18 protein-coding genes and 1 tRNA gene are annotated in these 20,238 nt (G+C 62.1%); 12 read left to right on the top strand and 7 right to left on the bottom strand.

Annotated features, from left to right (window positions below; genetic code table 11):
* Positions 1-19 precede the first annotated feature (19 nt).
* Positions 20-1,222: a hydantoinase/carbamoylase family amidase gene (locus tag A3728_RS03350; protein WP_067920256.1), complete on the top strand. Its 1,203-nt coding sequence runs from the start codon at positions 20-22 to the stop codon at positions 1,220-1,222.
* Positions 1,223-1,228: 6 nt separating this feature from the next.
* Here A3728_RS03350 and A3728_RS03345 read toward each other — a convergent pair whose 3' ends face one another.
* Together A3728_RS03345 and A3728_RS03340 are read right to left on the bottom strand one after the other, a co-directional pair.
* Positions 1,229-1,930 (bottom strand): response regulator transcription factor, encoded by a 702-nt coding sequence (locus A3728_RS03345; protein WP_067920254.1) that lies wholly within the window; start codon positions 1,928-1,930, stop codon positions 1,229-1,231.
* A complete protein-coding gene (locus tag A3728_RS03340) occupies positions 1,927-3,837 on the bottom strand; it encodes a PAS-domain containing protein (RefSeq protein WP_067920252.1) in 1,911 nt (636 codons plus the stop codon). The genes A3728_RS03345 and A3728_RS03340 overlap by 4 nt, the downstream gene beginning before the upstream one ends.
* Before the next feature lie 121 nt (positions 3,838-3,958).
* Here A3728_RS03340 and A3728_RS03335 point away from each other — a divergent pair, with 121 nt between their 5' ends.
* The 10 genes from A3728_RS03335 to A3728_RS03290 all read left to right on the top strand — a co-directional run bounded on the left by A3728_RS03335 (position 3,959) and on the right by A3728_RS03290 (position 16,031).
* Positions 3,959-4,600: a DUF1007 family protein gene (locus A3728_RS03335; protein WP_236628240.1), complete on the top strand. Its 642-nt coding sequence runs from the start codon at positions 3,959-3,961 to the stop codon at positions 4,598-4,600.
* Positions 4,585-5,475 carry a nickel/cobalt transporter gene (locus A3728_RS03330; RefSeq protein ID WP_067920248.1) on the top strand — a complete coding sequence of 297 codons (891 nt, stop codon included), beginning with the start codon at positions 4,585-4,587 and terminating at the stop codon, positions 5,473-5,475. The genes A3728_RS03335 and A3728_RS03330 overlap by 16 nt, the downstream gene beginning before the upstream one ends.
* A 136-nt stretch (positions 5,476-5,611) precedes the next feature.
* Positions 5,612-7,582, top strand: a complete 1,971-nt coding sequence (locus A3728_RS03325; RefSeq protein ID WP_067920246.1) for an AMP-binding protein — start codon at positions 5,612-5,614, stop codon at positions 7,580-7,582.
* 84 nt (positions 7,583-7,666) lie between these two features.
* Positions 7,667-8,485 (top strand): ABC transporter ATP-binding protein, encoded by an 819-nt coding sequence (locus A3728_RS03320; RefSeq protein ID WP_067920244.1) that lies wholly within the window; start codon positions 7,667-7,669, stop codon positions 8,483-8,485.
* A gap of 32 nt (positions 8,486-8,517) precedes the next feature.
* On the top strand, positions 8,518-9,507 hold the full coding sequence (locus A3728_RS03315) for a branched-chain amino acid ABC transporter permease (protein WP_067920241.1): 990 nt from the start codon (positions 8,518-8,520) through the stop codon (positions 9,505-9,507).
* A gap of 74 nt (positions 9,508-9,581) precedes the next feature.
* Complete coding sequence (locus A3728_RS03310; protein WP_067920239.1) at positions 9,582-10,658, top strand: branched-chain amino acid ABC transporter permease; 1,077 nt, start codon at positions 9,582-9,584, stop codon at positions 10,656-10,658.
* 100 nt (positions 10,659-10,758) lie between these two features.
* Entirely contained in the window at positions 10,759-12,045 is a 1,287-nt protein-coding gene (locus A3728_RS03305) for an ABC transporter substrate-binding protein (RefSeq protein WP_067920277.1), read from the top strand.
* A 66-nt stretch (positions 12,046-12,111) separates the two neighbouring features.
* Positions 12,112-12,951 carry an ABC transporter ATP-binding protein gene (locus A3728_RS03300; RefSeq protein WP_067920237.1) on the top strand — a complete coding sequence of 280 codons (840 nt, stop codon included), beginning with the start codon at positions 12,112-12,114 and terminating at the stop codon, positions 12,949-12,951.
* Positions 12,952-13,004: 53 nt separating this feature from the next.
* Positions 13,005-14,231: a phenylacetate--CoA ligase family protein gene (locus tag A3728_RS03295; protein ID WP_067920235.1), complete on the top strand. Its 1,227-nt coding sequence runs from the start codon at positions 13,005-13,007 to the stop codon at positions 14,229-14,231.
* 132 nt (positions 14,232-14,363) lie between these two features.
* On the top strand, positions 14,364-16,031 hold the full coding sequence (locus A3728_RS03290; protein ID WP_150120625.1) for an ABC transporter permease: 1,668 nt from the start codon (positions 14,364-14,366) through the stop codon (positions 16,029-16,031).
* Positions 16,032-16,100: 69 nt separating this feature from the next.
* On the opposite strand, the gene A3728_RS03285 is transcribed toward A3728_RS03290, so the two are convergent.
* From A3728_RS03285 to A3728_RS03270, 4 genes are all read right to left on the bottom strand, one after another.
* Positions 16,101-17,117, bottom strand: coding sequence for a Fe(3+) ABC transporter substrate-binding protein (locus A3728_RS03285; protein WP_067920233.1), 1,017 nt, complete (start codon positions 17,115-17,117; stop codon positions 16,101-16,103).
* 96 nt (positions 17,118-17,213) lie between these two features.
* Complete coding sequence (gene yghU / locus A3728_RS03280) at positions 17,214-18,095, bottom strand: glutathione-dependent disulfide-bond oxidoreductase (protein ID WP_067920231.1); 882 nt, start codon at positions 18,093-18,095, stop codon at positions 17,214-17,216.
* 111 nt (positions 18,096-18,206) lie between these two features.
* A complete protein-coding gene (gene ykgO / locus A3728_RS03275; RefSeq protein WP_005850168.1) occupies positions 18,207-18,332 on the bottom strand; it encodes a type B 50S ribosomal protein L36 in 126 nt (41 codons plus the stop codon).
* Between the two features lie 76 nt (positions 18,333-18,408).
* A tRNA-Val gene (locus A3728_RS03270) sits at positions 18,409-18,483 on the bottom strand.
* Between the two features lie 170 nt (positions 18,484-18,653).
* Here A3728_RS03270 and A3728_RS03265 point away from each other — a divergent pair.
* The gene (locus A3728_RS03265) at positions 18,654-19,514 is read left to right on the top strand and encodes an N-formylglutamate amidohydrolase (protein WP_067920229.1); all 861 of its coding nucleotides are present in this window, start codon (positions 18,654-18,656) and stop codon (positions 19,512-19,514) included.
* Positions 19,515-19,516: 2 nt separating this feature from the next.
* On the opposite strand, the gene A3728_RS03260 is transcribed toward A3728_RS03265, so the two are convergent.
* The coding region (locus A3728_RS03260) for a DinB/UmuC family translesion DNA polymerase (RefSeq protein ID WP_443069421.1) at positions 19,517-20,238 on the bottom strand (722 nt) is incomplete at its 5' end.

The raw sequence follows: 20,238 nt of genomic DNA, 5'->3' as shown, positions 1-20,238 counted from the left end.
CCAGAACAGGACCTTTCCCATGAACATCGACCCCGACCGTTTTCTCGCCGATCTGCATGCGCTTCGCCGGTTCGGTGCCGCAGGGGTTGGCAAAGGTGTGGTAAGGCCTGCCTATTCCGAGCCTGACATAGAGGCGCGGCGCTGGCTTGCGGGCCGAATGGAAGAGGCCGGTCTGCGCGTCGAGGTCGACGAGATGGGGAATATGTTCGGGATTGCGCCGGGTCGGTCGCTCCTCTTGGGGTCGCATTCCGACAGCCAGCCGCAGGGCGGGTGGCTTGACGGGGCGCTGGGGGTGATCGCGGCGCTGGAAGTCGCCCGTGCCGCAGTCGAAGCAGGCGGGCCCGCCGTTTCCGTGGTGTCCTTTCAGGATGAAGAGGGCCGGTTCGGTGTCACGACAGGAAGCGCCGTCTGGGCAGGGCATCTGACCCTCGGAGAAGCGGATGCATTGGAAGATCACGCGGGCGTGCCGCTGGCAGATGCGCGTGCGCGTATGGTAGACATGGTGACAGGCCCCGTTTCCGCCGAGCATTTCACGGGTTTCGTGGAGCTTCACATCGAACAGGGCCCGAATCTCGACAACGCGGGGGAAAAGGTCGGCGTGGTCACCGACATCGTCGGCATCCGTGACATGAAGATCACGTTCGATGGGCAGCAGAACCATGCAGGTACGACGCCCATGGCAGTGCGCCGCGATGCGTTTCAGGCCGTATCCGCCTTTAACTCCGCGCTCAACGAACGGCTGCGCAATGTCGTGACGCCGCGCACCGTCTGGACCATCGGGCATGTGTCATTGACGCCCAATGCCTCTTCGATCGTGCCGGGTCGGGCGGTATTTTCCATGCAGTGGCGCGACGCGGATAGTGACCGTTTGCACCGGATGGAGAAGATCATCCGCGAACTCGCCGATGAAGTCGCTTCCGAACGGGGGATGGAGGTAAGTTTCGGGCAGATGCTGGGCCTTGAACCCGTTGCGATGGACGCACAACTGCGCGACGCGCTTTGCGCCGCCGCCGAAGACGAGGTGCCCGGCCAGTGGCGCCGGATGCCTTCCGGTGCGCTGCATGACGCGACCAATGTGTCCAAGCTGCTGCCAGTGGCGATGCTGTTCGCGCCGTCCATCAACGGGATCAGCCATGCGTTCGAAGAAGACACGGCGGAGGATGATCTGGTCACCGCCACGCAGGTTCTGGCGCGGGCAGTGGCGGCTTCGGGTGCGCGCTGAGGCGCTTCAGCTCCAGCTCACATCACCGAGAAAGATATAGCCCGCGCCATAGATTGTTTTGATCAGTTGCGGGTTTTTCGGGTCTTCCCGTAGCTTCGTTCGCAGCCGACTGATACGAACATCCATGGCCCGGTCGAAGCCTTCGGAGGCCGCCCCGCCAAGGCTTTCCTGCATCTGGGCCCTGCTGATGAGCCTGCGCGGCGCTTCGACAAAGAGGCGCAGCACCTCGCCTTCCGCATGGGAAAAGGGAGTTTCGGCACCGCTGGCGTCTTCAAGGACGTAGCGGTCGAAATGGGCTGTCCATCCGGCGAAGGAGGCGCTGGTGCCCTGCTGGTGCACGGGTTGCGTACTGCGCAGCCGCGCGCGCACCCGTGCCACGACTTCGGACGGATCGAACGGTTTGATGATGTAGTCGTCGGCCCCAAGCTCCAGACCCGTGACCCGGTCCTGCACTTCGGCCCGGCCCGATATGATGATGACGATGGCCCCCCGTTCGAGGGCCAGCCGATGCACCAGCGTCAGCCCGTCGCTGTCCGGTAGGCTGAGATCGACGAGGCAGACATCCGGGGTTCGCTGTGCGAGGGCGGCCTCGAAAGCGCGTGCACGGCCGAAGCGCTGGGTTTCGAAGCCCGCTTCTTCCAGCGCATCCCCCAACATGGTTCGGATGGCGGGTTCGTCGTCCAGTATGGTGACAAGGGGGCGGGTCATGCGGCGTCGGAATCCTTTGGCGTGATGAGCAAGGCGAGGTCGGCCGCCCCGAAGGGTTTGCGCAGCACCGTGGCGGCCTTCTGCGCCGCGCGGAACAGGTCATGCTGTTCCGGAAGCGAGGTCATCAGCACCAGCGGCATTTGCCCGGCCAGACGATGTGCAAGGTCGATGCCGGTTGCCTCGCCTTCGAGTTGCACGTCGGAGAGGACGAGCGCGATGTCGGGAAGGTCGGCAATCAGCGCCATCGCCTCATCCGCGCTGGCCGCTTCGATGACGGAATGGCCGAGTTGCATCAGCATGTCGCGTACAAGGGCGCGCAGATCGTCCCGGTCCTCCACCAGCAGGACGAGGCCGGCGGTTTCGGGCATCGGCAGACGATAGGGCAGCCGCATGGTAACCCGCGCGCCCCCGTCGGGGGCGTTCTCCAACCGCAGGCTGCCCCCGGCGGACCGCGCCATGTCATAGACCATCGAAAGCCCGAGGCCGGTGCCTTCGGTGCCCTTGGTGGTGAAGAAGGGATCGGTGCCGTGGATCAGCGCGCGGTCCGAGAACCCGGCGCCGCTGTCTTCCACCACCCATTCGACCCAGGTGTCATGGACCAGCCGCTGGCGCAATTCGATCCGGCCCGCCGCGCCGCATGCGTCCCGGGCATTCAAAACGAGGTTCAGCAATCCGTCCTGCACCTGCCCGGGGTCGAGCAATACGGTCACGCCGGGGGCTTCGTTCAGCGCGGCGAAGGAAACGTCCTTGGGCAGGTTGGATGCGGCGAGCAGGCGAATGTCGCGCAGCAGGTTGTCCAGATCGACGGCGCCGGGCCGCTGGGGGCGGGGCCCCGTCATGTCGGCGATGGCGCTCAGCAGGTGCCCGCCGCGCCGCGCCGCTGCCAGCGTGCCGTCGACCAATGCAGCGGCGTCCCGGGGCAGGGCGGGCAGGCGGCCCAGCTTGGACTGCATGCCAAGGATGATTGTCAGCAGGTTCGAAAAGTCATGCGCCAGGCCAGAGACCGTCTGCGCCGCGATTTCGCGTTTGCGCGTCTGCTGCAGGGCTACACGGGTCTGGGTTTCTTCGGTGACGTCCATCGACATGATGTAGACGCCACCGCGGGTATCGGGCGTAAAGGCGGCCCGGATACGCCGGGCGCTGAGTTCATCCGTGAATTCGAAGGTCGACGCGACCCGGGCGAAGGCCTTGGCCAAGGGTTCTTCCACACAGGCAAAACCAGCCTCGCCCAGCACTTCCCGGATATGCAGCCCGATGATGGAGGCGGGGCGGCCCGGCATAACCTCGTTCAGGCGGCGGTTCGAATAGGTGTAATGCCCCGAGGCATCGAGGTGCGCGATATGGGCGGGCACCATTTCGGTGGTCAGCCGCATGCGCGATTCGCTGTCGGTCAACTGACGCTTGGTCTCTTCGAGACGGGTGATCATGGCGGCAAGCTGCCGGTTGGTCGCCGCCAGTTCCTCACTATGGGCGAGAACCTGATCCGACAGCGCGTCCGATCTGGCCCGCAGCAGCGCTTCCTGCTGTTTGGTCCGGGTAATGTCGGTATAGACTGTCACCCAGCCCCCCTGCGGCAGGGGGGAGCCTTCGACACTGATGGTGCGCCCATTGGCGCGGGTCCGTTCCATGTAGTGCGGCAGAAAGGCAAGCGCCTGTTCCACGCGTTCGGCGACGAAGGCATCGATATCCTCTACCGTGCCGTATTCCCCCCGGCTGGCGAGATGACGGATCGTATCCTCGAAAGGTGCGCCGGGGGTAACGAGGGTGGAGGGCAGATCGAACATTTGCTGGAAAGGAGCGTTGGATACCACCAGCCGCAGGTCCTGATCGTAGATCGTCAGCGCCTGCGCGATCAGGTTCAGCCCTGCCGCCGTCAACGCCTTGGTCTGATCGTCCACCTGTTGCACATGCCCCTCCTGCGCGGAGAGATACCATCGCGGAACTTCGCGCACCAGCGTCGGCGGGACCGGCCCGCGGATTGAAAGCGTAGCGGACCGGGGGTATTCACACTGCATGAGACACTTGCCCGTGACACTACTGCTGGCGCTGGTAAGCCCTATTGCGGGCTGGGCGCATCCGCATGTCTTCGTGGACACCGGTATCGAACTCATCACCGATGAAAGCGGCAAGCTGACGCAGGTAAAGGTGACGTGGGCCTATGATGCCTTCTATTCTTTGCTGATCACGGAAGACATGGGGCTCGATCCCGACGGGGACATGGTTCTTACCGAAGCCGAGCAATCGGAGTTGACGGGGTTCGATGCCAATTGGGATCCGGGTTTCGCAGGCGACCTTGTCGCGCGGCTTGGCGGGGGCGACCTGACGCTGTCGCGCCCGATCGCACCTACGGCGCAAATGCGGGAGGGCCGGATCATCACCACGCATCAGCGCGATGTGGCCGAACAGCCCAACCTTGCGGGGGAAACACTGACGCTTCTGCCCTATGACCCCACCTATTACACCGCCTACGATGTGACGCTGCCGGTCACAGTGACGGGCGCAGCCGAATGCGACGTCGCGCTCACCCCGCCCAAGATGGACGATGCGCTGAGCGAGATGCAGGACAAACTGCTCGCCGTCGATGCGGCGGAGGATCCAGCTGAACTCGGTCTGGGCGATATGGGCCGGGCCTTTGCCACGGAGGTGCGGATTACATGCGCCGGGGGCTGAGCATCGCATTGGCGGCGGCGGCGCTCCTGCTGGCTGGGCTGTGGCTGAGCGGTGGCTTCGATGGCCTCGCCCGGTGGGCCGCGGCGGCCCAGCGGGAATTCCAGAATGACATCGCCCTGACCTTGCGGGGCATTCGTGCGGGGCAGGCCGATGCGCTTTGGCTGCTGTTGGGGGCGTGTTTTGCCTATGGCTTTTTCCACGCGGCAGGCCCCGGCCACGGCAAGGTGCTGATCGGCGGCTACGGGCTGGGCCGCAAGGTGGCGATGGGCCGGCTCGCGTTGATTTCGCTGTTGTCGAGCCTTGGTCAGGCGGTGACGGCGATCCTGCTGGTTTATGGCGGTATCTGGATCTTTTCATTGGGACGCGAAAAGCTGATCGGCGTTGCCGAAGATGTGATGGCGCCTGTCAGCTATGGCGCGATTGTCCTGATCGGTGGATGGCTGGTCCTGCGCGGGCTTGGGCGTTGGCGGGAGGCCGGGCAACATCAAGAGCATCACGGGGGCGCTGTCTGTGGTGACTGCGGCCACAGGCACGGCCCCACCGCGGAAGAGCTTTCGCGTCTTCGGGGGCTGCGCGAAGCGGCCTTGCTGATCGGCGGCATTGCGATGCGGCCCTGTACCGGGGCGCTCTTCGTTCTGATCGTGACATGGCAAATGGGCATTGCGACAGCCGGGCTGGCCGGGGCCGTGGCGATGGCGCTGGGCACTGCCACTGTGACTGTCGCGGTCGGCACGGGGGCGATTGGCCTGCGGGGCGGAATTCTGGGCGGGGCTTGCTCTGCCACGCTGGCCCGCACGGTATTGCCGATGGTCGAAATTGCAGCGGGGCTGGTGATCTTCATCGCTGCTGGCGGATTGCTTTTGCGGGCAATCTGACCCTGTAACAATTCGCAAGGTTTCTGAAAACTTCAGGAAAAAGTTGACGTACAGGCTTCTTTCGACATCCTTGTGCGATATCGGAATCGCATGAGCGATCGGGCCCGCAAAAGACGGGCAAGGGGAGGATACAGACTTGGCAACGCCGCTGAAGCGTGCCGACGGACCGCAGTCCGTACCGGCGCTGTTGCATCGCAACGCAACTGAGTATGCGAAAGCGCCTGCTTACCGCGAAAAGGAATACGGGATCTGGCAGAGCTGGACGTGGTCGCAGACCCGCGACGAAGTCGAAGCTCTCGCGCTTGGGCTGATGGAGCTTGGCATCGAAGAGGGCGATTTCGTCGCCGTCATCGGCCGCAACCGTCCATACCTCTATTGGGCGATGGTCGCCGCGCAGATGACGGGCGCCGTTCCCGTGCCGCTTTATCAGGACGCAAACGCCGAAGAGATGGCTTACGTCCTCAACCATTGCGGAGCGCGCTTCGTGATCGTCGGCGATCAGGAGCAGGTCGACAAGGTGATCGAGGTGCGTGACCAGCTGCCGGATTTCGAGCGGATGATTTACCTCGATCCGCGCGGGTTGCGTAAATACGACCATTCCAAACTGGATCAGTACACCGCCGTACAGGAGCTGGGCCGCAAGACGCGCGATCAGCACCTGAAAGAGATGGAGGCCCGTCAGGCCCGGTTGAACTACGACAGCCGGGGCGTGATGCTCTATACCTCGGGCACGACCGGAAAGCCCAAGGGCGTCGTGCTGTCCAACCGCAATATCATCGAAACGGCGCGTTCTTCGTCAGAGTTCGACAACCTGCGCCAGACGGATGACATCCTTGCTTATCTGCCCATGGCATGGGTGGGGGATTTCATCTTCTCGGTGGGGCAGGCGATGTGGACCGGCTTTTGCACGAACTGCCCGGAAAGCGCCGACACGATGCATGTCGACCTGCGAGAGATCGGGCCGACCTATTATTTCGCGCCGCCGCGCGTGTTCGAAACCCAGCTGACCAACGTGATGATCCGCATGGAGGATGCGAGCCGCTTCAAGAAGAAGCTGTTCGACACGTTCATGGCGCACGCGCGCAAGGTCGGCCCCGCGATACTCGACGGCAAGAAGGTCAGCTTTGCCGACCGTGCCAAATATGCGCTGGGCGAGTTGATGATCTATGGGCCGCTGAAAAATACGCTCGGCTTCAGCCGGGTGCGGGTGGGCTATACCGCGGGAGAGGCGATCGGGCCCGAGATCTTCGATTTCTATCGCTCGCTGGGGATCAACCTGAAACAGCTCTACGGCCAGACCGAGGCGACCGTCTTTATCACCGCGCAGCCCGATGGCGAGGTGCGCAGCGATACCGTGGGCGTCACCTGCCCCGGCGTCGAGTTGAAGATCGCCGACAACGGGGAGGTTTTCTACCGCAGCCCCGGGGTGTTCGTCGAATACTACAAGAACCCCGAAAGCACGCAGAGCACAAAGGACGCCGAAGGCTGGGTCGCCACGGGCGACGCGGGCTTCATCGAGGAAGAAACCGGACACCTGCGGATCATCGACCGGGCCAAGGATGTGGGCCAGATGGCGGACGGGCGGCTCTTTGCGCCCAAATACGTGGAAAACAAGCTGAAGTTCTTCCCCAATATTCTGGAAACCGTTGTTTTTGGAAACGGCAGAGAAGAATGCACCGCCTTTATCAATATCGACCTCACGGCGGTGGGCAACTGGGCCGAGCGGAACAACATCGGCTATGCCTCCTATCAGGAACTGGCGCGCCACCCGCAGGTGATGGACACGATCCAGAGCCATGTGGAACAGGTCAATGAATCCGTGGCGCAGGACGAAATGCTTTCGGGCTGTCAGGTCCACCGCTTTGTCGTTCTGCACAAGGAACTGGACGCGGATGATGGAGAGCTGACGCGGACGCGGAAGGTCCGGCGCAAGATCATCGAGGAAAAGTACCACGACATCATCACCGCGCTTTATGACGGGTCCGACAAGGTCAGCACCGAAACGGAAGTGACCTATGAAGACGGGCGCAAGGGCAGCATCAAGGCGACGCTAGAGGTGCGCGACGCCAAGGTCTGGCCAACGGCGCAGAAGATGGCCGCGGAATGACTATAGCCAGACGACCGCGCATATTCTCTTTGAATAAACACCAATCCCGGATGACCTATCCGTTAAATTTCAGGGGGTTGCGATTTGCTTGACCAGACCGAGAGCTACACCACCGAGGACGGTCGCACCATTGGCCCGGTGGTGATGGAGATGAAGAACATCACCCTGCGTTTCGGCGGGGTGGAGGCGATCAAGGATATCTCTTTCGATATCCGCGAAGGAGAAATCCGCGCGATCATCGGGCCGAACGGTGCTGGCAAGTCCTCCATGCTGAATGTCATCAGCGGCTTCTACGTCCCGCAGGAAGGCGAGGTCTGGTACAAGGGCAGCCGCCGCCCGCCGATGAAACCCTATCAGGTGGCCGAACAGGGCATCGCCCGGACCTTTCAGAACATCGCCCTTTTCGAAGGCATGTCCGTTCTGGACAACGTGATGACCGGGCGGCTTACCCATATGAAGACCGGCATGTTCTGGCAGTCGATCTGGAAGGGCAAAGCCGAACGCGAAGAGATTGAAAACCGCGAGGTCGCGGAGCGGATCATCGACTTTCTCGAAATTCAGGCGATCCGCAAGACGCCCGTCGCGCGGTTGCCATACGGTTTGAAGAAGCGCGTGGAACTGGCGCGCGCGCTGGCCGCGGAACCGACGATCCTTTTGCTGGACGAGCCCATGGCGGGCATGAACGTCGAGGAAAAGGAGGACATGAGCCGCTTCATCCTTGATGTGAATGACGAATTCGGCACCACCATCGCGCTGATCGAACATGACATGGGCGTGGTCATGGACCTTTCCGACCGGGTGGTGGTGATGGACTACGGCAAGAAGATCGGGGACGGCACACCGGCAGAGGTGCGCAACAATCAGGACGTGATCGACGCCTATCTGGGGGTGGCCCATGACTGACGCGATGAGGCAGGGAAACAAAGGGGGCGAACATGCCTGAACAACTGGCATTCACCATCGAGGTGTTCCTGAACGGCCTCATGGCCGGCGTCCTTTATGCACTGGTCGCGCTGGGCTTCGTGCTGATCTACAAGGCCTCGGGCATCTTCAACTACGCGCAGGGCGTCATGGCGCTGTTTGCCGCGCTTACGCTCGTGGGGATCATCGACGGGCAGGTTCCCTTCTACCACTTGATCAACGCGATTTTCGGCACCGATATCCATTACTTCGGGTGGAAGGTGAACAGCCTTGTGGCAATTGTGGTGACAATGCTCGTGATGATCGCGCTCGCGTGGATGGTGCAGCGGTTCGTCTTCCGGCATCTGGTCGGGCAGGAGCCGATCATCCTTTTCATGGCGACGATCGGACTGGCCTATTTCCTCGAAGGTGTCGGCGACCTGATGTGGGGGAGCGAAATCAAGACGCTGGACGTGGGATTGCCGCAGGGGATCAACGCGACAATCGACGAAGCGACCTTCAACCTCACGGGCTACGGCTTCTTCATCGACAACCTCGACATCATCGCCTCCATCGTGGCAGCCGTGCTGGTGATCGTACTGGTGCTCTTCGCCCAGTATACCAAACAGGGCCGTGCCATGCGCGCCGTGGCGGACGACCATCAGGCCGCGCTGTCGGTGGGTGTTTCGCTCAACTTCATCTGGATCCTTGTCTGGTCGCTCGCGGGTTTCGTGGCCCTCGTGGCCGGGATCATGTGGGGTACCAAGTCGGGCGTGCAGTTCTCGCTTTCGCTCATCGCGTTGAAGGCCTTGCCGGTGCTGATGCTGGGGGGGTTCACCTCCATCCCGGGCGCCATCGTCGGCGGGCTGATCATCGGGGTTGGCGAAAAGCTTTTCGAGTTCCTGATCGGGGCGCCGTTCCTTGGCGGTGCCACCGAGAACTGGTTCGCCTACATGCTGGCGCTGGTGTTCCTTGTTTTCCGTCCGCAGGGCCTTTTCGGGGAGAAGATCATTGAACGGGTTTGAACAGCACGAACCCGCCGGGGCGCTGCCCCGGACCCCGGGATTTGATACCATTTGGAAGATAAGGGAGCGGTCCGATGTTCTATCGTGAAGCCGGCGATTTCAGCACCACCTACGCGCAGGATCAGCAAACCTTTCCGATCAAGTTCGACCGCTATCGCTACTACGCGGTGCTGTTCGTGGCGCTGTTCGTCATTCCCTTCGTTGTTAACGACTATTGGGTGAACTCGCTGTTCATGCCCTTCCTGATATATGCCATCGCGGCAATCGGGCTGAACATTCTGGTGGGATATTGCGGTCAGGTGAGCCTTGGAACCGGGGGGTTCATGGCGGTGGGTGCCTATGCGAGCTACAAGCTGATGACGGCCTTTCCGGATGTCAGCATGTTCATCCACGTCCTGCTGGCTGGTGTCATCACCGCCGGCGTCGGGGTTCTGTTCGGCCTGCCGTCGCTGCGGATCAAGGGGTTCTACCTCGCCGTGGCGACGCTGGCGGCGCAGTTCTTTCTGGTCTGGCTCTTCAACCGGGTGCCGTGGTTCTACAACTACTCGGCTTCGGGCCAGATCTCCGCGCCCGAGCGGGATACCTTCGGGATCCTGATCACGGGGGCCAATACCCAGGCCTGGGCCACCTATACCTTTTGCCTGATCTTCACGATCTTCTCGGCCATCGTCGCGCGCAACCTGACGCGCGGTTCGGTCGGGCGGAAGTGGATGGCGATCCGCGACATGGACATCGCGGCGGAAATCATCGGGGTGAACCCGCTGCGCGCCAAACTGACCGCCTTTGCCGTCTCATCGTTCTTCATCGGCATCTCGGGGGCGCTTTTTTTCGCGATCTACCTCGGCGCGGTCGAGGTGGGCGAGGTCTTCGGCATCACCAAATCGTTCCTTGTGCTCTTCATGATCATCATCGGAGGGTTGGGGTCCATCTTCGGCTCTTTCGCCGGGGCCGCCTTCCTTGTGCTGTTGCCGGTGCTCTTGAAGATCGTCGGAGTGGACTGGCTGGGATGGCCCACGGATATCGTGGCGCATCTGCAGCTTGTGATCGTCGGGGCGCTGATCATCGTCTTCCTGATCGCGGAACCGCACGGGCTGGCGCAGCTTTGGCGCGTGGCCAAGGAGAAACTGAGATTGTGGCCGTTCCCGCACTAGGGGACGATCCAACATGAGGCGGGGTACAGCCCGCCCATCATCATAGCCGGATCATCCCGGCACTATCGGATAATATCCAAGGGAGGAAACACCGATGAGATTGAAAATGAAACTGGGCACGATGGCCGTCGCGGCCCTCATGACGGCGGGTGCGCCGGCGATGGCGGAGCTTGTCTTTCCGTCGCTGAGCTACCGGACCGGCCCCTACGCGGCTGGCGGCATCCCCTTCGCCGATGGCTATGCCGATTATTTCACGCTGCTGAACGAGCGCGACGGCGGTATCGGCGGCGAGATGACCCGCGTGCCGGAGTGCGAGACGGCCTACAACACAGAGAAGGGCGTCGAGTGCTACGAATCCACCAAGGGCGAAGGCGCCCTAGTGTATCAGCCGCTGTCCACCGGTATCACCTACCAGCTGATCCCCAAGGTCACGGCAGATGACATTCCGATGCTGACATCCGGTCTGGGCCGGACATCAGCGAAGAACGGCGCCACCTTCAGCCATGTCTTCAACTTCCCGGCGAACTACTGGGACGGGGCCTCGGTCGCGATCAAGCATATCCTCGAAGAGGAAGGCGGCGACATCAGCGACAAGAAGATCGCGCTGGTCTATCACAACTCCGCCTACGGCAAGGAGCCGATCCGCACCCTGCAGGAGCTGAGCAAAAAGCACGGTTTCGAATTGGTCGAAGTACCGGTGGATCACCCCGGTCAGGAACAGAAGAGCCAGTGGCTGCAGATCCGTCGCGACAAGCCGGACTACGTGATCATGTACGGCTGGGGCGTGATGAACCAGGTCGCCGTTCAGGAAGCCGCCAATATCCGCTTCCCGATGGACAAGTTCATCGGCATCTGGTGGTCCGGTTCGGAGAACGACGTTCTGCCTGCGGGTGACAAGGCCGATGGCTACAAAGCGCTGACGTTCCACAACGTGGGCAGCGACTATCCGCTCTACGACGACCTGCAGAAATACGTTTATGACGCGGGCAAAGCCGCCGGTAACGGCGATCAGACGGGTACGGTCCTCTACAACCGGGGCGTCTATGCCGCGATGCTCGTGGCGGAAGCTGCGAAAACCGCGCAGGAGATTCACGGCACGTCCGCAATCACCGCAAGCCAGATGCGCGACGGCATGGAGAACCTGAACATCACCGAGGCGAAGATGGCCGAACTGGGCCTGCCGAACTTCGGGCCTGAGTTCCAGGTGTCCTGTGAGAACCACGGCGGAAACGGCTTCGTCGCCGTCACCCAGTGGGACGCGGAAGCGCAGGAATGGAAGCTTGTCAGCGATTTCATGCAGTCCGATCAGGACGTGATCCAGCCGCTGATCGATGAGGACTCGAGCGCATATGCGTCCGAGAACAACATCGAGAACACCTGCAGCTAAACCAACAGGACCCGGCCGGCACAGCGCCGGCCGGGTCTTTCCACTCGATGAACGAAGGTCTGCCAGATGCTGGATACTGCGCCCGTAGCGAATGAAGCCGTCACCGAGAACGTTCTCGAGGTGAACAATATCGAGGTGATCTACAACCACGTGATCCTCGTTCTGAAGGGCGTGAGCCTGAATGTGCCCAAGGGGGGCATTACCGCCATCCTCGGGGGAAACGGTGCTGGCAAGACCACAACGCTGAAAGCGATCAGCGGGCTTCTGGCCTCGGAGCGGGGCGAAGTCACGAAAGGCTCCATCAAGTATCGTGGTGAGCCGATACAGCATACCGATCCCGCCGAGACCGTGAAGCGCGGTGTCGTGCAGGTCATGGAAGGCCGCCATTGCTTCGAGCACCTCACCGTGGAGGAAAACCTTCTGACCGGTGCCTATACCCGCAACGATGGCAAGGCCGCGATCCAGAGAGACCTTGAAATGGTCTACGATTATTTTCCCCGCCTGCGCGAGCGGCGTCGGTCGCAAGCGGGCTATACCTCTGGCGGGGAACAGCAGATGTGTGCCATCGGGCGCGCCCTGATGTCCCGGCCGGAGACGATTCTGCTGGACGAACCCAGCATGGGTCTGGCGCCGCAGCTCGTCGAACAGATTTTCGAGATCGTCAAATCGGTGAACGAAAAGGAAGGTGTGACCTTTCTCTTGGCAGAGCAGAATACCAACGTCGCCCTGCGGTTTGCCCATTACGGATACATCCTTGAATCCGGTCGCGTCGTGATGGACGGCCCGGCCGCGGACCTGCGGGAAAACCAGGACGTCAAGGAATTCTACCTCGGCATGTCGGACGAGGGGCGCAAGTCATTCCGCGATGTGCGGTCCTATCGCCGCCGCAAGCGCTGGCTGAGCTAAGGCGCCCCCCCGACGACGCATCCTTTCTGGCCTTCCGCAATGTGAGTGAGCCCATGTCCAAGACTTCCCCGTACGACGCGTTGGAGCGTCGCAGCGCCGAGGCCCGCGCCGATGATCTGGCCCGCGCCCTGCCGGAGCAGATCACACGAGCCCGGTCCTTGGCTGGCTATGAGGGAACGTTGGCCGATTTGCCCGCTTCGGATATCCGCTCGGTTGCCGATCTGGCCGCACTCCCCGTGCTGCGAAAGTCGGACCTGAGTGCTGCGCAGGCCAAGAATCCGCCCTTCGGGGGCTATACGACGAAACCCGCGCATGAGTTTACCCATGTGTTCCAGTCGCCGGGTCCCATCTATGAACCGTCGAGCGATGCGCCCGACTGGTGGCGGATGGGGCGGTTTCTTCACGCGGTGGGGATCGGGGCGCAAGATATCGTCCAGAATTGTTTTGGCTACCACCTGACCCCTGCGGGCGCGATGTTCGAATCGGGCGCGCGCGCGGTCCAGGCGACGGTCATCCCCGCGGGAACCGGCCAGACCGAACTGCAGGTGGCCGCCGCCCGCGACATCGGCGCCACCGCCTACGCCGGGACGCCCGATTACTTGAAGGTGATACTGGAGAAAGCGGACCAGATGGGGGTGAGCCTCGGCATCACGAAGGCCGCCGTCGGGGGCGGGGCGCTCTTCCCCTCCTTGCGCAGCTATTACGCGGACCGGGGCATTCGCTGCATGCAGTGTTATGCCACGGCGGACCTCGGCAACATCGCCTATGAAAGCGAGGCGATGGAGGGGATGATCGTGGACGAAGGTGTCATCCTCGAGATCGTGACGCCCGGCACCGGCAACCCCGTGCCTGAGGGCGAGGTGGGCGAAGTGGTCGTGACGACGCTGAACCCGGATTATCCGCTGATCCGTTTTGCTACGGGCGATCTTTCCGCCGTGATGAAAGGGGAAAGCCCCTGTGGCCGGACCAACATGCGCATCAAGGGCTGGATGGGTCGCGCGGACCAGACAACGAAGATCAAGGGCATGTTCGTGCGGCCCGAGCAGGTCGCCGCCTTGGTCGCCCAGCACGAAGAGATCACCCGTGTCCGCGTTGTGGCCAGCCGCAGTGGCGAACAGGACCAGATGACGGTTCGCATCGAATCGCCCGCCGACAACAGCGATGCCTATGCCCAGTCGGTATCCCAGCTTTTGAAGCTGAAGGGCCAGATCGAGATCGTCGCACCTGGAAGCTTGCCGAAGGACGGGTTGGTGATCGAGGACCAGCGCAGCTATGACTGACCGCTCTGACTGTTAGCGCATGGTCGGCCCTTCGTGATGCGGGGGGTAAGCCACCTCGGTTTTACGTGATCTGGCAGTGCTGCGACCCTGCTGCTTCTGGCATCTTCCGGCAAAATGGAAGAAAGAGGGCGCATGAGCGTGTCTTCTCCCGATATGGAAGCGCCCCGCCAGCGGGCGCGTGACGGTCTGCGAGGGCTGGCGGCCACCGCCATCTTCGTTGCGGTCATCTGTGCGTTGCCGATGCTTGCGGTGGTGATCGCAGCCATCAGCGGCGGGACCTCGACCGTCGAACATCTGATCAACACGGTTCTCGGGCGCTACGTTGTCACGACATTGATCCTCGTGGGGCTTGTGGGGGCCGGGACGCTGATCACCGGGGTTGGCACTGCCTGGCTGGTCACGATGACCCGGTTTCCCGGCGCGAAGGTGCTGGAAGTCGCGCTGGTGCTGCCCTTGGCCTTTCCGGCCTATGTGCTCGCATACGCCTATACACAGGTACTGGACCATCCCGGCATCGTACAGTCGGTGCTGCGGGATGTGACGGGGTGGGGCCCCCGGGATTACTGGTTCCCCGAAATCAGGTCGGTTGGCGGTGCCGCCGCCATGCTGATCTTCGTGCTTTATCCTTATGTCTACCTGCTGGCGCGGGCGGCGTTCCTGCAGCAAAGCGGTACCACCTTTCTGGCAGCCCGGGCGCTGGGGTCGAGCGCATGGGCCGCGTTCTTCAAGGTGAGCCTGCCTTTGGCCCGCCCCGCAATCGCCGGGGGCGTGCTGCTCGCGGTGATGGAGACGATCGCAGACTTCGGGACGGTCGCCTATTTCGGCGTCCAGACCTTTGCGACCGGCATTTATACAAGCTGGTTTTCATTGTTCGACCGGGCCGCGGCGGCGCAACTCGCGCTCTGTCTGCTTAGCTTCGCGCTGCTGCTCGCCATGCTGGAGCGGGTGCAGCGCGGACGGGCGAAATACCATGATCCGGCCCGGCGCACGCAGGCCATGCAGCCTGTCCGGCTACGGGGCTGGCAGGGGGCTGCAGCCTTTGCGGCCTGTGGGATTCCGGTGTTGCTTGGCGCGCTCTTGCCCGTGGGCATTCTGCTTTCGATGGGAATCGGGTCTGAACAGAACCTGCTGAGCCCGCGCTATCTCGGCTTTATCCGCAACTCCGTCACTCTGGCCGGTGTTGCAGCACTGCTGACGGTACTGGCGGCGATCAGCGTCGGTTTCTTCCAGCGGCTGCGCCCCGGACCTGTTTCGCATACAGCCGGATACGTCGCGCGGCTGGGGTATGCCGTGCCGGGCGGGGTGATCGCGGTGGGGCTGCTGGTGCCCTTCGCGGCCTTTGACAACGCTTTGGACGCATGGATGCGCGCCACCTTCGACTATTCCACCGGGTTGTTGATTACGGGATCCATCTGGCTGCTGGTGACCGCCTATCTGGTTCGGTTCCTCGCGGCGGCACTGGGCGCCTATGAGGGCGGGCAGGCGATGGTCCATGCGAACATGGATGCCGCCGCGCGGTCGCTGGGTCAGACCCCCGTGGGCACGCTGCGCCGCGTCCACCTGCCCATACTCGCACCCAGCCTGCTGACTGCGCTGCTGATCGTCTTTGTCGATGTGATGAAGGAGCTTCCCGCCACGCTGATCATGCGGCCCTTCAACTACGACACGCTCGCCGTTCAGGCCTATCGCCTTGCCAGTGATGAGCGGCTGGACGGTGCCGCCGTCCCGAGCCTCGTGATCGTGGCGATGGGGCTGCTGCCGGTGATCCTGATCTGCCGTCAGGTTGGTCGCCAACGCTGAACGGGGCGCCAATGCGAAAACGCCGCCCCCGAAGGGACGGCGCATGTCGGTACTCAGCTTAACCAGCGATTATTCCCAACCGACCGAGTCGAAAATCTTCTGTGCGGTAGAGATGTTCTCTGCCACTTCGGAGAGGTTCACGTCATCCGCCTTGAAGCTGCCGAGCTTTTCGACGGAGGGGGCAAGCTCCACACCTTCCACCACGGGGAATTCATCATTGCCGTCGGAGAAGTATTTCTGGGCGGAGTCGGATGCGAGGTACTCAAGGAACTTCTTCGCGTTCTCGGGGTGGGGTGCATTGGCTGCCACACCGCCGCCTGAGAGGTTCATGTGGGCGCCGTTGCCTTCCTGATCGGGCCAGACCCAACCGATCTGGTCGATCTCTGCGCTGACACCTTCGACATCGGTGCGGATTGCCCGTGCAAAGTAGTAGGAGTTGGAGACCGCGATGTCACATTCGCCCGAAACGATGCCGCGCAGTTGGTCGGTATCGCCGCCCTGCGGCGCGCGGGCCATGTTATCCACGACGCCTTTCGCCCATTCCGTCGCTGCTTCTTCGCCCTCATGGGTGATGATGGCGGCCAACAGGGTCTGGTTATAGGCGTTGGATGAGGAGCGGATGCAGACCTGGCCTTTGTAGGCAGGATCGGCGAGGTCGAGGTAAGTCTGCGGAGGCTCCTTCACCGCGTCCTTGTTGTAGAAGATGATCCGCGCGCGCTGGGACAATCCGAACCACTGGTTGTCATCGTCCTGAAGGTTCGCGGGCACCCGCTCTTCGAGCGTTTCGCTCTCGATGGCTTGCAGCAGGCCCATATCCTTGGCGCGCTTCAGGCGGCTTGTATCGACGGTGAGCAGGACATCGGCAGGCGAATTCGCGCCTTCGGCTTCCATCCGGGCCAGAAGCTCATCTGCCTTGCCTTCGATGCGGTTGATGGTGATGCCGGTCTGCTCTGTAAAGTCGCTGTAGAGCCGTTCATCGGTATCGTAGTGACGCGATGAATAAAGGTTCAGTTCTTCCTGTGCCAGGGCGGGAAATGCGGTGGCAAGGGCCAGAAGTGCGGTTGAGGTCGTGCGCAATAGGGTCATGAAAGCTCTCTTGCAGGGGTTTCGGTTTGTCTTACTGAAATAGTAAGAAACAGATTCCCGAACCCCCTGCAAGTCTTTCCGACAAATTTTGTCAGGTTATTCCTGATCGTCCTTCTGCAGCTTGTCCTGCGTGCGATGTTCGAAGTCCGACGCATCGTGACGCTCGTGAAGCTGCTTGGACAGGTCGTCGCCGAATGCCTTGTTGACCATGCGACCACGGCTCACGGCCGGGCGCGCGTCGATCTGCTTGGCCCACCGCAGCACATGTTCGTAGGATTCCACATCGAGGAACTTGGCCGCACTATAGAGCCGACCCAGAACCAGTTGCCCGTACCAGGACCAGACCGCCATGTCGGCAATGGAATATTCCCGGGCGAGATAGTCGTTATCCGCGAGCCGACGGTTCAGCACATCAAGCTGCCGCTTCGTTTCCATGGTGAAACGGTTGATGGGATATTCGTATTTTTCCGGCGCATAGGCATAGAAATGGCCAAAACCGCCGCCGAGGTAGGGCGCACTGCCCATCTGCCAGAAAAGCCAGCTCAGTGCCTCGGTCCTGTCGGCCGGGTTCTTTGGCAGGAACGCATCGAACTTTTCGGCAAGGTAAAGCAGGATCGCGCCAGATTCGAAGACGCGCTGGGGCTGGTCGCCGGAATGGTCCATCAAGGCGGGGATCTTGGAGTTCGGATTGGCTTCGACGAAGCCTGAGCCGAATTGCTCACCTTCGGAGATGTCGATCAGCCACGCGTCGTATTCGGCATCCTTGTGCCCCGCCTCAAGCAGTTCCTCGAACATGACCGTCACCTTGACGCCGTTGGGCGTGGCCAGCGAATAAAGCTGGAAAGGATGTTTGCCGACCTGCAGTTCCTTGTCGTGGGTGGGCCCGGCGATCGGTCGGTTAATGTTGGCGAACTTGCCGCCGCTTTCTGCATCCCATTCCCAGACCTCGGGCGGGGTGTAATCGGAACTGTCGGTCATATTCGGGCCTTTCCTCAATGTGTTTTCCCAACCCAACGTGGGTTCTTCGGGATGATTATCAACGCAAAAGGCCGCCCCGAAGGGCGGCCTTTGGAATGAATTGGCGGTGGCTCAGCCCTGACGGGCTTTGAACCGACGCTGTGTCTTGTTGATCACGTAGACGCGGCCTTTGCGACGCACAACACGGCAATCGCGATGCCGGTTCTTGAGCGAGCGGAGCGAATTGCGAACCTTCATGGTCGTCTCCTCATGTCGTGGCGCGGGCCAGCGCCGGGTTGCGGGCGACCCGAAGCAATCGGGCCAGTGAAACAGGTGGTGGGCGATACTGGGATCGAACCAGTGACCCCTTCGATGTCAACGAAGTGCTCTACCGCTGAGCTAATCACCCCCTATGTAACGCGAAACTTCGATGCCCCAAACAAAAACGGGGCGCGAAATTCCGCGCCGGTTCCGGTCCTATAAAAGGAGTCGACAGCATGATCAAGGGCTTTTGGCTTTGGAAAAACATGCGCTATGTAAGCGGTATGGACCTGTAACCCGCTTTCGAGAAGGACAGCCATGCCGAAGGTCGCCTACGAAGTGCTGCACCCGGACCAGAACCGGTCCTGCGTCGTGTTCGCGTCGCCGCATTCGGGGCGGGATTACCCGTTTTCCTTCCTGCGGTCTTCGGTGCTGGACGAACATAGCATCAGATCCTCGGAAGACGCCTTTGTGGATCATCTGTTCGAATGTGCACCGCGCTATGGGGCGGCTTTCATCAAGGCGGGGGCACCCCGGGCTTTCGTGGATATGAACAGGTCAGAGGATGAGCTGGACCCGGCCCTCATCGAAGGAGTGCGCAGGCAGGGGCACAACCCGCGCGTCGCCTCTGGGCTTGGCGTGATCCCGCGAGTGGTGGCCAATGGCCGCTCCATCTACAACGGGAAGATGTCCCAATGGGAAGCGCATCGGCGGATCAGGATCTACTGGAAGCCCTACCACGAGATGCTGCAGCGCCTGCTGGACAGGGCGCATGACCGGCATGGGCAGGCCATCCTGATCGATTGCCATTCCATGCCCCACGAGGCGATGGATGGAATCGCACGTTCCGGCGTGCGCCGGCCCGACGTCGTCTTGGGCGACAGGTTCGGTTCCGCCGCCAGCGGAGAGGTCGTCGACCGGGTGGAGGCGGCCCTCGTACGCGCCGGTTTCACCGTGACGCGCAATGCGCCTTTTGCTGGGGCCTATATCACCCAGGCCTACGGACGCCCCGCACGCGGCCAGCACGCGGTACAGATAGAGATCGACCGCTCCCTCTATATGAACGAGGCGCTGATCCGGCCCAACGGGAATTTCGAAAAGGTCCAGCGGGCGCTGGAAGACGTCGTGGGCGAAATCGCGGGGATCGGGCAGGGACGTGTGCCGTTGGCAGCCGAATAGCGTCAGCGCAGCGCGCGGCCTTTGACGATCGCCCTGTCGCCGAACCGGTTGCGAATCGCGTCTGTCGCCTTTTCCGCCTTACCCCGCTGGGCGGCGCCGGGATCCAGCAAATCACCCGAAAGGTCCGCCCCGTCCGAGGGGGAGAGTTCGGATATCCCGCATCCGAGCAGGCGGAATGGCCCCGGGGCTTCGACCTGATCGAAGAGGCCCCGCGCCGTGCGATAGATCCGATCCGCGAGCTGAGTGGGTTCGCGCAGGGAGACGCGACGCGTCAGTATCTTGAAGTCTGACGTCTTGAGTTTCAGCGTCACGACGCGCCCAGCGAGCCCCTTTTCCTTCGCGCGGTCCGCGACTTTCTGAGACATGCGCCAGATATGACCGTCCAATGCTTCGCGGTCCGCCGTATCCTCGGCAAAGGTCGTCTCGTTGGATATGGAGCGCGTGGGTTCATGGGCGCTGACGCGACGGTGGTCCTGCCCCCGGGCGAGGTGCCACAGGCGCTCTCCGGTGCTGCCGAACCGCGCGATGAGCGCCGTCTTTTCCCAGCGCAGCAGATCCGCGAAGGTGCGGATACCGGCTTTTTCCAACGCGCTCTGGGTAACCGCGCCCACGCCCCATATCAGGCCGACCGGCTTGTCCCGCAGAAACGCCGCCGTGTCCGCCACACCGATCACGGAAAACCCCTGCGGCTTGTTGATGTCGGATGCCACCTTTGCCAGAAACT

Origin of the sequence: Sulfitobacter sp. HI0040 (assembly GCF_001634885.1) — a bacterium.
Taxonomy (GTDB): Bacteria; Pseudomonadota; Alphaproteobacteria; order Rhodobacterales; family Rhodobacteraceae; genus Sulfitobacter.
The sequence above is the reverse complement of the archived record's forward strand: the minus strand, read 5'-3'. Positions and strand labels throughout refer to the sequence as shown.

What these genes read in the sequence shown, in the direction of transcription:
- A3728_RS03350 (WP_067920256.1), top strand. Translation starts at nt 20, where the DNA reads ATGAACATCGACCCCGACCGTTTTCTCGCCGATCTGCATGCGCTTCGC.
- A3728_RS03345 (WP_067920254.1), bottom strand. Translation starts at nt 1,930, where the DNA reads ATGACCCGCCCCCTTGTCACCATACTGGACGACGAACCCGCCATCCGA.
- A3728_RS03330 (WP_067920248.1), top strand. Translation starts at nt 4,585, where the DNA reads ATGCGCCGGGGGCTGAGCATCGCATTGGCGGCGGCGGCGCTCCTGCTG.
- A3728_RS03315 (WP_067920241.1), top strand. Translation starts at nt 8,518, where the DNA reads ATGCCTGAACAACTGGCATTCACCATCGAGGTGTTCCTGAACGGCCTC.
- A3728_RS03310 (WP_067920239.1), top strand. Translation starts at nt 9,582, where the DNA reads ATGTTCTATCGTGAAGCCGGCGATTTCAGCACCACCTACGCGCAGGAT.
- A3728_RS03300 (WP_067920237.1), top strand. Translation starts at nt 12,112, where the DNA reads ATGCTGGATACTGCGCCCGTAGCGAATGAAGCCGTCACCGAGAACGTT.
- A3728_RS03295 (WP_067920235.1), top strand. Translation starts at nt 13,005, where the DNA reads ATGTCCAAGACTTCCCCGTACGACGCGTTGGAGCGTCGCAGCGCCGAG.
- A3728_RS03290 (WP_150120625.1), top strand. Translation starts at nt 14,364, where the DNA reads ATGAGCGTGTCTTCTCCCGATATGGAAGCGCCCCGCCAGCGGGCGCGT.
- A3728_RS03285 (WP_067920233.1), bottom strand. Translation starts at nt 17,117, where the DNA reads ATGACCCTATTGCGCACGACCTCAACCGCACTTCTGGCCCTTGCCACC.
- yghU (WP_067920231.1), bottom strand. Translation starts at nt 18,095, where the DNA reads ATGACCGACAGTTCCGATTACACCCCGCCCGAGGTCTGGGAATGGGAT.
- ykgO (WP_005850168.1), bottom strand. Translation starts at nt 18,332, where the DNA reads ATGAAGGTTCGCAATTCGCTCCGCTCGCTCAAGAACCGGCATCGCGAT.
- A3728_RS03265 (WP_067920229.1), top strand. Translation starts at nt 18,654, where the DNA reads ATGCCGAAGGTCGCCTACGAAGTGCTGCACCCGGACCAGAACCGGTCC.